The sequence below is a fragment of the Marinobacter sp. genome, assembly GCF_052094685.1.
Lineage (GTDB): Bacteria > Pseudomonadota > Gammaproteobacteria > Pseudomonadales > Oleiphilaceae > Marinobacter.
Genome location: NZ_JBQDKB010000093.1, coordinates 1 through 13,644, shown reverse-complemented (window position 1 = coordinate 13,644; position 13,644 = coordinate 1). Strand labels below are relative to the sequence as shown.

General features: G+C 52.4%; 12 protein-coding genes. 9 read left to right on the top strand and 3 right to left on the bottom strand.

Annotated elements, in window-relative coordinates; translation table 11 throughout:
* The first annotated feature begins 52 nt into the window (after positions 1–52).
* From ACTH3S_RS15250 to ACTH3S_RS15210, 9 genes are all read left to right on the top strand, one after another.
* Positions 53–1,129, top strand: a complete 1,077-nt coding sequence (locus tag ACTH3S_RS15250; RefSeq protein WP_441809863.1) for a PDDEXK nuclease domain-containing protein — start codon at positions 53–55, stop codon at positions 1,127–1,129.
* A gap of 98 nt (positions 1,130–1,227) precedes the next feature.
* On the top strand, positions 1,228–2,451 hold the full coding sequence (locus ACTH3S_RS15245) for a restriction endonuclease subunit S (RefSeq protein ID WP_441809862.1): 1,224 nt from the start codon (positions 1,228–1,230) through the stop codon (positions 2,449–2,451).
* A complete protein-coding gene (locus ACTH3S_RS15240) occupies positions 2,451–2,675 on the top strand; it encodes a hypothetical protein (RefSeq protein ID WP_441809861.1) in 225 nt (74 codons plus the stop codon). The genes ACTH3S_RS15245 and ACTH3S_RS15240 overlap by 1 nt, the downstream gene beginning before the upstream one ends.
* A gap of 72 nt (positions 2,676–2,747) precedes the next feature.
* Positions 2,748–3,518 (top strand): NERD domain-containing protein, encoded by a 771-nt coding sequence (locus ACTH3S_RS15235; RefSeq protein ID WP_441809860.1) that lies wholly within the window; start codon positions 2,748–2,750, stop codon positions 3,516–3,518.
* A 68-nt stretch (positions 3,519–3,586) separates the two neighbouring features.
* A complete protein-coding gene (locus ACTH3S_RS15230; protein ID WP_441809859.1) occupies positions 3,587–6,865 on the top strand; it encodes a type I restriction endonuclease subunit R in 3,279 nt (1,092 codons plus the stop codon).
* Positions 6,865–7,638 carry a M48 family metallopeptidase gene (locus ACTH3S_RS15225; protein ID WP_441809858.1) on the top strand — a complete coding sequence of 258 codons (774 nt, stop codon included), beginning with the start codon at positions 6,865–6,867 and terminating at the stop codon, positions 7,636–7,638. The genes ACTH3S_RS15230 and ACTH3S_RS15225 overlap by 1 nt, the downstream gene beginning before the upstream one ends.
* Before the next feature lie 109 nt (positions 7,639–7,747).
* Entirely contained in the window at positions 7,748–9,004 is a 1,257-nt protein-coding gene (locus tag ACTH3S_RS15220; protein WP_441809857.1) for a hypothetical protein, read from the top strand.
* Positions 9,005–9,070: 66 nt separating this feature from the next.
* The gene (locus ACTH3S_RS15215) at positions 9,071–9,316 is read left to right on the top strand and encodes a hypothetical protein (RefSeq protein ID WP_441809856.1); all 246 of its coding nucleotides are present in this window, start codon (positions 9,071–9,073) and stop codon (positions 9,314–9,316) included.
* A gap of 203 nt (positions 9,317–9,519) precedes the next feature.
* Positions 9,520–10,041: a hypothetical protein gene (locus ACTH3S_RS15210; RefSeq protein ID WP_441809855.1), complete on the top strand. Its 522-nt coding sequence runs from the start codon at positions 9,520–9,522 to the stop codon at positions 10,039–10,041.
* A 284-nt stretch (positions 10,042–10,325) separates the two neighbouring features.
* Here the strand turns inward: ACTH3S_RS15210 and mobI are convergent, their stop codons facing one another.
* The 3 genes from mobI to ACTH3S_RS15195 all read right to left on the bottom strand — a co-directional run bounded on the left by mobI (position 10,326) and on the right by ACTH3S_RS15195 (position 13,535).
* Positions 10,326–10,784 (bottom strand): conjugative transfer protein MobI(A/C), encoded by a 459-nt coding sequence (mobI, locus tag ACTH3S_RS15205; protein WP_441809854.1) that lies wholly within the window; start codon positions 10,782–10,784, stop codon positions 10,326–10,328.
* A gap of 727 nt (positions 10,785–11,511) precedes the next feature.
* Positions 11,512–12,789, bottom strand: a complete 1,278-nt coding sequence (gene umuC, locus ACTH3S_RS15200; RefSeq protein ID WP_441809853.1) for a translesion error-prone DNA polymerase V subunit UmuC — start codon at positions 12,787–12,789, stop codon at positions 11,512–11,514.
* Entirely contained in the window at positions 12,786–13,535 is a 750-nt protein-coding gene (locus tag ACTH3S_RS15195; RefSeq protein WP_441809852.1) for a CLCA_X family protein, read from the bottom strand. Before ACTH3S_RS15195 ends, umuC begins: the two co-directional genes overlap by 4 nt.
* Positions 13,536–13,644 lie beyond the last annotated feature (109 nt).

The window sequence follows — 13,644 nt, the reverse complement described above, 5'->3', positions numbered from 1 at the left end:
GAGATTGCGAAGCTGAACGAGCAGATGGACGGGTATCTGAAGGAGTTGGGTTATGGGGCCTGACAAAGGCGGGCAGCCCCGGGCCATCGAACCCAGCCCCCGCCTGGTGTCTGACATTCGGGAGCTGATCCATGCTGCGCGGAAACAGGTCGTGCAGGCGGTCAACCGCGCCATGGTTCAGACCTACTGGCACATCGGCCGACTGATCCTCGAAGATGAGCAGCAGGGCGAGGCCCGGGCCGCCTACGGCAAGCAACAACTGCAACGCCTGTCCCGAGAGCTGACGCAAGAGTTTGGCAAGGGCTTCGACGTTACCAACCTTCGCAATATGCGGCGATTCTATGAGGCATTCCCAAAACGAGACGCACTGCGTCCCGAATTGAGTTGGACGCACTATCGCGTTTTGCTCCGGGTTGAGAACCCCCAAGCCCGAGAGTGGTACATGGCCGAGGCAGCCAGTCAGCATTGGAGCAGTCGGGCGCTGGAACGACAGATCGGCACCTTGTACTACGAACGGCTCCTAAGCAGTCAGGATCGGACAGCCGTACAGCAGGAGGCCGAGAATCAGACGCGCCCACTGTCTAAGCAGGACGCCAGAAACTACCTGCGCGACCCCTATGTGTTGGACTTCCTCAATCTGCCCGGTGAGCGCTATCTGGAAGCTGATCTGGAACGGGGCCTGATCGACAACTTGCAGGCCTTCCTGCTCGAATTGGGCAAGGGTTTCGCGTTCGTGGCCCGACAGCAGCGCATCAGCACGGACGACCAAGACTTTTATATCGACCTGGTGTTCTACAACTTCAAACTCAAATGCTTCCTGCTGGTGGATCTCAAACTGGGCAAGCTCACCCATCAGGATGTCGGTCAGATGGACAGCTACATCCGCATCTACGATCAGCACCGCAAGGGTGACGACGACAACCCGACGATTGGTCTGATCCTGTGCAGTCAGAAAAGCGAGGCGGTGGTGAAATACTCCGTGCTCACCGACAGCGAGCAGATGTTCGCGGCGAAGTACCTGCCCTACCTGCCGACGGAAGAAGAGCTGCGCCGGGAGCTTGAGCGCGAGCGGAGTCTGGTACAGCAGCAAATTGAACAGGCGAACGCGCCGGGAGAAAGCAATGACTGAGATGATTATTCGGCGAGATGTGAGCTCGTGGATGCGAGCCGGATGTGAGATTGCAAAGCTGAATGAGCAGATGGACGGGTATCTGAAGGAGTTGGGTTATGGTGCCTGAGGGGTGGATTCACACTACATTTGGTAGGCATATTGAGTGCCTTACAGGCTTTGCCTTCAAAAGTAATGGCTACTCAAATGCAGAAGACGACATTCGATTACTTCGTGGTGACAATATTATACCCGGAGGTCTCCGCTGGAGGGATGCTAAATTATGGCCAAAAAATGAAACAGACGGTCTTGAAGGATACCATTTGCAAGATGGTGATTTTGTTATTGCACTCGATCGTACCTGGATTTCGAATGGTTTGAAGGTTGCGGAGGTAACGGCCGCAGATCTGCCCTGCCTTTTGGTACAGCGTGTTGCGAGGATCAGAGCTAAAGATTCTCTGGAGCAGAGCTTGCTACGCCAATACTTCTCTGGACATCGATTTGAGCAATACGTTAAATCCGTCCAAACAGCCACTGCTGTGCCCCACATAAGTCCCAACGACATTAAAGAGTTCACAGTCCCACTCCCCCCACTCCCTGAACAAAAAAAGATCGCCCAGATCCTCTCCACCTGGGATCAGGCCATCACCGCCACCGAGCGCTTGCTTGAGAACAGCCAGCAGCGGAAGAAAGGGTTGATGCAGCAGTTGCTGACCGGGAAGAAGCGGTTGCCGGGGTTTGAGGGGGAGTGGGAATCTGCTCAGTTAGGCGATCTAGTAGAAATTACCTCCGGCTCTTCGAAAGCGAAGTACATAGATCAAATCGGCGACAAATACATTATTGATATGGGCTCAGTAACCCGCACAGGCAGGCTTATACCAACAAAGAAAACTTCATTGAATGGTCCATATCTTGCCAAAGGCCAGCTTGTAATGCCGAAAGATGATATAGGTGGTGGAAACATTATTGGTCGTGTGGGCGTAATTCCAGAAAATGAGAAATATCTATTAGCGGATCACGTCTATGCTCTAACTCCTCATCAGACAGATAGCCAGTTTCTCGGTTATCTCATAAATTCAGAGAAAGTGAATAAAAGCCTTCGCCGCAGAGCCAACGGGACGGCTCAGTTAGGGTTGGGCAAAAAAGATGTTCAAAAGCAGGCGGTTTTTATTCCCTCCGATCCAGCTGAACAGAGGGCGATTGGTGAGGTCCTTTCATCTACCGATCAAGAGTTTGATCTCCTATCACAACGCCTAATCATGCTTAAACAAGAAAAGACAGCCCTGATGCAACAACTCCTGACCGGCAAGCGTCGGGTACAGGTGGACACGGAGGCCGCTTAATGTCCAATCAAGACAGCAAAGAGTTACAGCGGGCGTGGAGTTGCGATGAGCAAACCATCCTTCTCGATGCCATGTCAGAGTCTCACTCGCTGGTCGCAATAGTTGAGTCGGTCACTCGGCAAACAGGCCGATCCCGTCGATCCGTTGAAAACCGTTTGCGAAAGATGGGCTTTTTGCATTCCTCCGGGCAGACGTTCCGGGGAGCGCAGGGCTTTGTGCGATAAGCCAGGTTAACGTCCTATCCCGACAACGGTAGGGCGCTAATGGATAGATGATCAGTTAGGTGAAAGTGAACCATGGATTTTTCTCCAATTATCAGTCAAGTGTTCAAGCTTTGGTGGATTATCCCCATTCTGCTTGTTGTCGCCGTTTTTAAATCTTCATGGTTTAAAGGTTGGTTTGGAGAAGCTTTCGTTAGGGCTTCAGCACAACTCAGGCTACCGGCTGATGTCTACCACCCCGTTCACAATGTCACGCTGCCGACGCCTGATGGGACGACACAGATTGACCATATTTTCGTGTCTGAGTTCGGCCTTTTTGTTATTGAGACGAAAAACATGAAAGGTTGGATTTTCGGCAGTGAAAAACAGCCCCAATGGACACAGAAAATCTTTAAGCAATCCTACAAGTTCCAGAATCCACTGCGCCAAAACTATAAGCATGTAAAAGCCTTGGAAGCTGCACTAGGCATACCATTGGAGGCTATTCGGTCGGTTGTGGTCTTTACGGGCGAAAGTACGTTTAAAACGGTCATGCCCGACAATGTGACCCGGGGCGGCGGTTATATTCGCTACATTAAGTCCTTCTCCGACCCCATCCTGAGCGAATCACAGGTACAAGAGATTGTCTCTCAAATTGAATCTGGCCGCCTTGAGCCGGGCTGGAAAACCAACCGTCAACATGTCCAACAGCTAAAGACGCGGGCAGATATTTCTGCTGACCGGAAATGTCCATCTTGCGGCAGCGTGATGGTTATCCGCACAGCGAAGCGTGGCGCAAAAGCAGGGAATCAGTTCTGGGGATGCTCTGGATACCCAAAATGTAGGGTGATGCAAAATGTCACTTAGAATTACGCAGGAGGTTGTTAGGTTAATCCGTACAGCCAGTCACGACGTTTAGAAATGATGGAGAGCCCATGAACACCACCCCTCAAGGGAATGAGCAGCATTCCAGCCACATTCCGGCCTTGGCCACCCTGATCAATCTGGGCTGGACGTTTCTGCCTGCGACTCAGTGCATGGCCTTGCGGGGCAGCCAGCGGGAAGTCGTGCTGAAGCCAGTGCTGGAGCGGGTGTTGCGCCAGCGCCGGTTCGAGTTCAAAGGGCAGTGGTATCCGTTGTCTGATCAGGCCGTGGATCAGGTGATCCGGGAAATCACGACACCGACCATGGCGCAGGGTTTGTTGGTGGCTAACCAGTCTGTGTACGACATGCTGACGTTGGGCGTGACTGTCACAGAGTTTGTGGGCGGCCATAAGGCTTCTCCAACCATTCACCTGATCGACTGGGACGACTTGGACAACAACGAGTTCCATGTCACCGAAGAGATGGAAGTGCTGTCGGCTCAAGGCACGCACACCCGTCGGCCGGATGTGGTGGCGTTTGTGAACGGCATTCCCCTGGCAGTGATCGAGGCCAAGCGGGCAGCTTCTGGCAACCCGAATAAGAACATGGTGGAGGAGGGCATCAGCCAGAATCTCCGCAACCAGAAGCACGATGAGATCCCCTTCCTGTTTGCCTTTGCCCAGCTTTTGTTCTCGATCAGTCGCAACGACGGCCGGTATGGCACGACCCATACCCCGGCCAAGTTCTGGTCGAAGTGGGAAGACGAAGAGTTCGACAGCCAGTACGTTCAGGGCATCAAGAATCACCCGCTGTCAGCGTCCGACAAGGATTCCCTGTTTCGGGACAAACCAGCCAAGCTCCGGGCCTACTTCGAGAAACTGTGGTCAAAGCCCGTGGCACCCAGCGAGCAGGACAAGCTGTTGGTGGGGTTGTTGGATCGGCACCGGTTTCTGGAGTTCGTTCGACTGTTCATCCTGTTTGATCGCAAGATCGGGAAAATTGCAGCTCGATACCCTCAAGCTTTCGGCATCAAAGCCCTGCTAGAGCGCATCTCCGATTTCAAGCCCAGTGGCGAGCGCCGGGGCGGCGTTCTCTGGCACACCACCGGCTCCGGCAAGTCGTTCACCATGGTCTACCTGTGCCGGGCTCTGCTACTGAGCGATACCCTGAAGAACTGCCGGGTGATCGTGGTCACCGACCGGGTAGACTTGGAGAAGCAGCTTTCCCAGACCTTCCTGAGCGGCGGTGCGTTCGGTACCGACATTGCGGGCAAGAAAAGCGGAGATTCGGCGGCCAAGACCCGTTCGGGGAAAGACCTGGCCAAGCGGATCGGGCAGGGCACCGAGCGGATCATCTTCACCATCATCAATAAGTTCGCCTCCGCCGCCAAGCAGCCGGAGTGCTACAACCCGTCAGAGAACATCATCGTCATTGTCGATGAAGGACACCGGAGCCAAGGTGGCGAAAACCATCAACGGATGCGCCTGGCCTTACCCAATGCATCGTTTGTGGCGTTCACCGGCACGCCTCTGCTGAAGAATGAGAAAAGTGAAACCGCAGAGAAGTTCGGGGCCATCATTCACGCTTACACCATGAAGCGGGCGGTGGAGGACGGCACCATCACGCCCTTGCTCTACGAGGAACGCAAGCCGCTGCTGGATGTGAACCAGAAGGCCGTGGATACCTGGTTCGAGAAGGTCACCGCGTCCTTGTCGGACGACCAGAAGGCGGATCTCAAGCGTAAGTACGCCAAACAGGGACAGATCTACACCGCTCAGGATCGCATCAAGCTGAACGCCTTCGACATCAGCGTGCATTTCAGTGAGAACTTCAAGAAAGCCGGACTGGAGCTCAAGGGCCAGCTGGCCACCGACAGCAAACTGAGCGCGATCCGTTACAAGCAACACCTCGACGAGGTGGGCCGGGTCACCAGTGCCATTGTGATTTCACCGCCAGATACCCGGGAAGGCCATACCGAGGTGGAAGATGCCAGTCTGCCCATGGTGCAGGAATGGTGGAAGAAGAATGTCACGGGTGACCCAGAGGACTATGAGCGGGGGATCATTGATGACTTCGGTACCGACGGGCCGCCGGATATCCTGATCGTCGTAGACAAACTCCTAACCGGCTTCGATGAGCCTCGTAATGCGGTGCTGTACATCGATAAGCAGCTCAAGGGCCACAACCTGATTCAGGCCATCGCCCGCGTGAACCGTTTACACCCGCAAAAGCCCTTCGGTTACCTGATTGATTACCGCGGCATCCTCAAGGAGCTGGATACGGCCATTAAGGACTACCAGAACTTCGAGGATCAAACCCAGGGCGGTTTTGCCATCGAGGATATCGACGGCCTGTACTCCAACGTGGACACGGAGTACAAAAAGCTACCAACCCTGCACGACAAGCTTTTGAGCTTTTTCGGGCACATTGATAACCGCCTGGACCCGGAACCGTATCGCCAGGTGTTCATGCCCAAGTATGAGTCCGACTCGGACGGTGTAGAAACCGACACCCGGCAGGCCATACGGGAAGATTTCTACGAAGCGCTGACCGAGTTCGGGATGTGCCTAAAAACAGCACTCTCCACTCAAAGCTTCTTTCAGGATAAGGCGTTCACCGAGACCGACATTCAACGTTACAAAATCGATCTAGCCTGGTTCTCCGACCTGCGTAAGACCGTTCGCATGGATGCCCAAGAAACCGTGGACTATTCCGAATACGAGGGCCAGATACGGGATTTGATCGACCGGTACGTGACCGGTTTAGATGTTGCCCCCGGGGAAGAGCCGATACTGATTGACCCTGTGGACAGCAACCCGGAGGCATGGTCCGAGGAAAAAACCAAAAACGAAACCGACAAGATCAAAACCCGCACCAAGAAAACCATTGAACAAAAGCTTGGCGATGACCCCTACGCCAAAAAGGTGTTCTCAGCCATGCTGAAGGATGCCATTGAAAAAGCCGAGTCCATGTTCGACTACACGGCGCAGTTCAAGCTGTTCAGCGAGCTGGAAGCCATGGTGGATGAGCGGGACGTGCCTGATCTGCCAGTGGATCTGTTCAGGGGGAATAAACACGCTCAAGCCTACTACGGCACGTTTAAACTGGTCTTGGGAGATCAGTTTTCTGCGCTGGAAGCCGAGAAGGATGGCCAGTTGATTGAGGAAGCCTTCGAGATCGACCAGGTAGTGAATCAGGCGGTGGCCGAAAACTCCTTGAGTCCGGCTGGCATTGAGCAGGACGTTCGCAAACACTTGTTGCCCAGGCTGTTCGGGTTAGTCGGGCTCGATAAAGCCAAAGAAGTGCTGGATGAAGTTGTTCAGATCGTTCGCAACGGGGTGGCCAAGTGATGACGGCGGTGAATCCATGTCAGGGTGAGCGGGCACCTGTCCATATCACACGCTACGGTGACCGGGAGTTTCGGTATCAGATCCAGTATCTGTCTAACAGCTCACGAGCCTCGATCAAGGTGCATGTGCATCCGAACGGTCAGGTTCAGGTGGATGCACCGGACAACGCCTCCCTGCAGGAAATCAAAGCCGCTGTGCAGCGCCGGGCTCGCTGGGTACTGAAACATCTGGACGATATTGAGGAGCGCAACCGAGATGTTCTTCCCCGACAATGGGTGAGCGGTGAAAGCCAGCTCTATCTGGGCCGTAGGTATGTTTTGAAAGTGATCAACGATCCAGAGCAACGCAAGGTGACTTGTAAACTCATTCGTGGCCAGCTGCGCGTGCAAGGCAAAGCGTTGAGTCCAGAAAGAACACAGAGGGCTGTCCGGGAATGGTATCGAGACCGGGCCCGGGATGTGTTTCAGCGCCGACTGGAGCTCATGGCAGACAAACTACCGTGGACTAAGGCTACACCGCCTTGGCGCATCATCGAGATGCAAACCCAGTGGGGGAGTTGTACCCCGGAAGGTGTCGTGTTGCTGAATCCGCACCTCGTCAAAGCGCCCACCAAAGCCATTGATTATGTGATTCTGCACGAGCTCTGCCATCTGGAAGAGCACAACCACAGCCCGCATTTTTACGGGTTACTGGATCGGTTTATGCCGGAGTGGCGAGGGGTTAAAGAGAGGCTGGATCTTCGAGTGGAAGAGGTGTTGGGGGGCCGCTTATGAAACGGGGAATACCTGATACAAGGATCGACTCTGGCAGGATTTCAGGTTCTAACCCAGTGACTGGCAGGCTTGCTTTTGAAATAGAAAGTTTGAGTGAAACTACTGTTAAATGGCTGAAAAAATCCGAATAGGTCTTCCACAAAGCGCATTCCCGTTTTTGCCACCTGCTGAGAAATTTATGGCATATTTAGGCGTGCCAGGAGGTCTTTCAGGTGTCATCAATCAATTGAGCAATCGCTCCACACCATCAATACGCATTGATCCAAAAACAGTACGTAAAGCGGTTAGAGAAGGCGTCTCTCCTAGAAGCTTTGAACAGATAAAAGGCATGCTGGACTCCGTTGTTAGTCCAGAAATGTATGAGTATATCAACAGCGACTACGTCAAACCTTGGATGGAAACCACGCTTCCCCAGAATGGGCTCTCATGGCTGTCCATCACGCGAGGATTTCATCTTAGAGCTCTCACCAACGAAACATCCGAGACTCATGTTGAGCGGTTTATCAAACGAAGAGCTGAACTTGAGATGGAGCTACTTCGAAATGGCCAGAAAATCCAAAAAAACAGCTCATCACCAGAAGCTTTTGATGAATGTTGGTGTGCATACCTCGTCGACTTTCTTAAACAGCACACAGAAGTAGAACCCGCCTTTCTTGATCACGGTTTTCAGATATGGGCGTTATTAAAGTCGGGGGCAGTTCAGCCGCAAAAAGAGCAGGCTGGTTTGTTGTACAGCCTCTACACTCGCCTACGGATCGACTTCTACTATCAGCTTCTATGCAACCTTTCGCTGGATCTTATCCAGTGGTTTAAGGAAAGCGATGGTATTGCCGGTCAGGAGCAGTGGATTATCGAGAACAGTCTTTTTGGCGATATGGTGCCAGTCTTCGATGGCCGCAGTCTGACGTTACCTTTTGAACAATTGATGGATACATGGCGACGTAATGCTGCACCAGATGGTGGCGTTTTGTCATGGGCGCAAATCGCCCAGAGCTTGCCGAATCCTCAAGGAATAGACCCGGAGATGCAATCCCTTGCTCCCGGCCAAACACGCGACGATCGCAAAGCTGCTATTTGCAAAAACAAACAGTCGCGGCTTCGCGAGTGGCGGCAAGGCACTCGCCCTCAACCCGATCAGCTTAAGCAATTTATACAAAACCTGCTTCCTGACGGCAGCGATGTATCATCTGCGATAATGAGAGCAGATATCGCCTTTATTTGGGGCGCATTTATCTTGGACGAGATGGCACTGTTTGAAGATTACGGTATGAATCGTGCGTTCAATGAAACACTTCCGGCGTTTGAACTCTATCCAGCCTACTGGACTAAATATCAGGCTCAGGCCGCACAGATTGTCGCAGCCTGAACCTGGTGCTTTTAGCACCCTTTCGGCGGGTTATTTCCGCGTCCGCCGCCTGAAGGGTTGCCAGTTGTGCTGGGTGCGTTGGTTGGTTTAGCCATGATAGTCACCTTTTGGTTAGTTGTGGAAATCGACCCTGCCGTATCCCGTTTAGCCTCGATGAGCAGTGCCGATTTGAAGAGTATTGATGATTTAGGCTGTCTCTGGGAGGTGAGTCGTCGCGGGAAATTCGGCAATTCAATTGAAAAAGCACTGCGCCTCATCGCGGTAATGGGAAGCCTGTGCTCACGTACCTTTTGGACGACCCCCGCACTGTGACGTTAACTAAGTAAGCTGGTTCGTCAGGTGCGATCACCGTGAGCGTGTTGTCACTAACGCCCCGACCATTTATCGGTTGCAGAGTGAAAACTTCATGAGATTATTGGGTTTCGAATGGTCTACTCCGGACGCTCAAACAGCGCGGTGATTAACTAGACCTTAATCGCGGGCAGATTATCTAGCGGGCCATAAAGGACAGGGCCATGACCAAATATACTGATGCTGAACGGAAGGAATATTATGCCTGGTACTTTAAAGCGCTAAGGACAGCACTCTTGAACGGTACTGTTTATTTTGGCGTTGGACTTGCGGTGTCTTGGTTTTTGAGCGACGAAACCATTTGGATGATCGGTTGCGCTGTAGCAGGTATTTTCGGCGCAGCACGAGGTTATGACCGGGTGATGGGAGAGTACTATGTTTCTCGTGCGCGAAAAACTCGCACAAATATTGTTCGAAACAATACGCATCTGATGGGCGCAATAAGCGATTTCGATGAGAAATTTGATTCGACAGGTATGGAAATGGATAGCACAACCTGTCTGTCTATTGTCGACGATGGCATGGGTTTTAATTTGGCAGGTTCAGAGATCAACCCCGCGACGGGTCTACCCATGATGGGTGGTGGCATTGGTGGTGTAGATATCGCCGGTAACCCTTATGGGTTCGACAACTCTATGATCGATTCAGATATAGGCGGATCCTCAATCGAGGATCCGTTCAGCTAAAACATCGCCCTTTCACTAGCAACGAACCATGGCGTATTCCGTTTTGCTGCGTCGTGTAGAGTAGATGTCCTCCTAGAGCCGCCCTCAGGCGCTAAAAATGGAGGGTTGGAGCTTGAGCCACAGTAAGTATGGCTGAGATGGAGCGCTGCGGCTGTGACCATCTGCTGGCGCCACAGACCTTTGGAATCTTCCCTCTCAGCAATAATACGCTGGTTGACCCTTCTATCGACTCGTTGGAATCATCGCCGACTGACATCTAAATTAATGTGGTCCAGTAGGTATGCTCATTCCGCACCCTCAGAATCTTCGATTAATTTTACCCGCTGTCTCTGCCTCTTTTCAGCCTCACGCAAATATCGCAAAATCTTACCAATGGCCCACGCTTCAGATCGTATAGCTCCCAAGCGCTCCTCAGTTTCCAGAGCAACCTCTAGCTCGAATGCTTGTCCGGCGACAGTAAGCACCCTGCTCGGGTACACATGGGACTTTCCTTTTCGAAGATACGTCGATCGAATTTTGGAAGGACCGCCCGAGGTTGGCTTTATGAATTTAAATTTTGACCAGTGAATTTCTAGCGTGTCTCGTTTGCGCCGAACATAGACGTTTAGTCGACCCTTTTCCTCTGGAACCTTCCATATGTTTTCTCGAATATGATAATTCCAATGCTCGCGGGCGATTGCTCGCGCCTCGGCCTCTAATTCATCAATTTTTTCTCGAATTTGCTCGATGATATTTTCGTACATATTTCCTACCTTTCTGCTTGGCGCGGAAACTGGTGCACTTTCCGGCCCTAGCGCCCGCGTGTGCGTAGGGCCGGATGGAGACGTGTGCACCCGGCCCTTAGGGCCGGAAACACATGGTCAATTCCGGCCCTAGACGCTCCAGCGTTTCCGCTACCAGTTCATCAGTTTTTATCTCGGATTTTCGAAATTGCATTTTTATGCCCTATTCCATGCTGCTAGCTTCGGAATCTGGTTAGTTTTCCGGCCCTAGTGCGTACGGGCGCGTAGGGCCGGACGGAGGCGCATGTGTCCGGCCTATAGGGCCGGAAACTCGCAACCTATTCCTGCCCTCACGCGCGCGCACGAGTCGGAAACTGATGAAACGATATCAGCTGAGATTGGCCGAAACGGCTCAGATAGCCCCCTGTTTTGGGTGAGCTTTCAGGCATATTGGGTTTTCAAATATCTACCAGGCACACTAAAAATCACCCACAAAGATGTTTTGTTAAGAACTTTGGATGACCACGATCAGAAGATTTGGAGGAGAGGTCGTCTAAAGGTCCTCACAGACGACCTTTGCGAATGGTTGCGACCAAGAAACTCAGGTGAAAGGTCGTCCCAGTCGACCTTCGCGGTAGGAAATTCAGGAGAAAGGTCGACAAAGGGTACTCTCTGTCGACCTTACAGTTGCACCGATCAGTTATTGTATGCCCGATAACGCCTCAGTTTTATTAAGGTGCTGTCAGCATCACCGCACCGTCGGTAACTGACTCCAATTTGTCGTGTAGCTCGGCGACAAGTGCTCTCTGCGCATGGCATAAACCGCAGAGCCGACCTGCCTAGCGCTGCACACTTTTATTTGTGACGTTCGGTTGATCTCATCCATCACGGACAACAACCGAGCGGATCGGTCATCTTGCCCAGCTGACGGGCCGGCAAACAAATCCTCTTGGATGGCGGCCTTATTAACCAGGTCACTCAACATCACACCAGCTTTCGCATAGTCGTACCCAGCTCGATACATCGGTCTGAGCAAACTTAGAACCTGCCGGACGATAATCCGCGAGTCTTGCGTGGATGTGGTCAATCTAATGGATGTACTGTTGGAGTACTGAGGCAGCTCAGTTCGAAACGGGTTCGTTCGGAAAAATACCATCAGTGCACCGGCGTATTGCTCCCCTGCCCTGAGTTTTTCCGTCGCTCTCGTCGCAAACTGAGCAACCGCTTCCTCCAGATCGGATAAGACTTTTACCGGGGCGCCAAACGAACGAGAGCACATGATCTGCTTTTTCGGCTGAGGGGCATCCTCCCAGGGTATGCAGGCAATTCCGTTCAGCTCCCGAATCGTACGTTCCAGCACCACGGAAAACTGTTTGCGCAACGTTGAAGGGTCAGCATCAGCGAGTTCAAGTGCAGTGGTGATCCCCATTGCTTGAAGCTTGGCTGATATTTTTCGGCCAACACCCCAAACCTCATCCACGGGAACCAAGGTCATCAGTCGTCGCTGTCGGTCTGCGTCGGTTAAATCGACAACCCCTCCGGTGGCCTTGTACTTCTTAGCCGCGTAATTCGCGAGTTTAGCCAGTGTTCGCGTAGGTGCTATGCCAACACAAACAGGCAAACCAGTGTCCTGAACAACAATGTCTTTCACCTGATGCCCAAAATCTTCGCACGCAATGACTCGATCCACCCCTGTGAGGTCCAGAAAGGCCTCATCAATGGAGTACACATCGACTCGCGGAGCCAAGGCTTCCAGCGTCATCATCACGCGCCGGCTCATATCTCCGTAAAGAGTGTAATTAGAGGAGAAAAGATGGATGCCGTACTGACGGATTTCAGATCGGATGTGGTGCACCGGAACGCCCATTTTGATACCCAGTGCTTTGGCCTCTTTAGAGCGAGCCACAACACAACCATCGTTATTCGACAGCACAACGACAGGCGTATCGCGTAAATCCGGTCGAAACAGTTTTTCGCAGCTGGCGTAGAAATTATTGCAGTCAACGAGGGCGAACACCGTTTTCATCCAGCTTTGGCCTGTTCCCGGTATAAAGCACTGCCTAAAGCTTGGAAATAGTGGTTAAACGCTTCGTTAATCGCCTTTCTATGCTGACCTTTCGGATACAGCCCTGCCCTCGCCTCATCTGAATAAACAGTCCCTCGCACCAAAAAACCATTGCCGGGTCCACTGTCCTCTACAAAGGCTTCAAAGGCCCGAGCACAAAGCTCCTCTGGACGGGCGTAATACAGCACCTTCATATCCCTATCGGCTTGTTGCGAACACTGAAACTGATCACTGGGCTCAGTGCCGCTCTCATCCAGCAAAATGGTTTTGAAGCATTGTCCTAGCAGGACATTCAGAGGATGTCCTTTCTGTTGCTTACTATCGAGCCAGGCGCTGGACGCAAAGCCATACCTCACAGGATTATGGAAAGCCTTACTGCCCATATAGTGATCAAATGCGTGGAACCACTCGTGGGCCAGACTCCCTGCACCGGCATTTTTAGCCAACGCCAGCTGCCGTGTTGCCGGAATGTAGTGGGCAGCCACACCTGGCCGGCCACCAATGCCATACTGAAGGCTAAGTGTGCTTCGTAACGAGATCAGCGATTCAGGGCTCCTTAGACTCGCCATCAGGTCGCACAGCGCCTGGTAGAATTTCACCGCTGCAAAGTCCCGCTCTTCGGGTGTAACCCAGCGCCCGATTTCAATGCTTCGAAAATCAAACTGGCGTCTGATTGCGGCAAAATTGGTCATGGAGGATGTCGTCATGACAACCCTCCCCGCTTCAGCGATCGAACAATATTAGGGCTATTTGCATTCTAGGGTTGGATTCCAACCCTAGAATGCAAATAGCCGTTTTTTCATTCAAAACGCATAT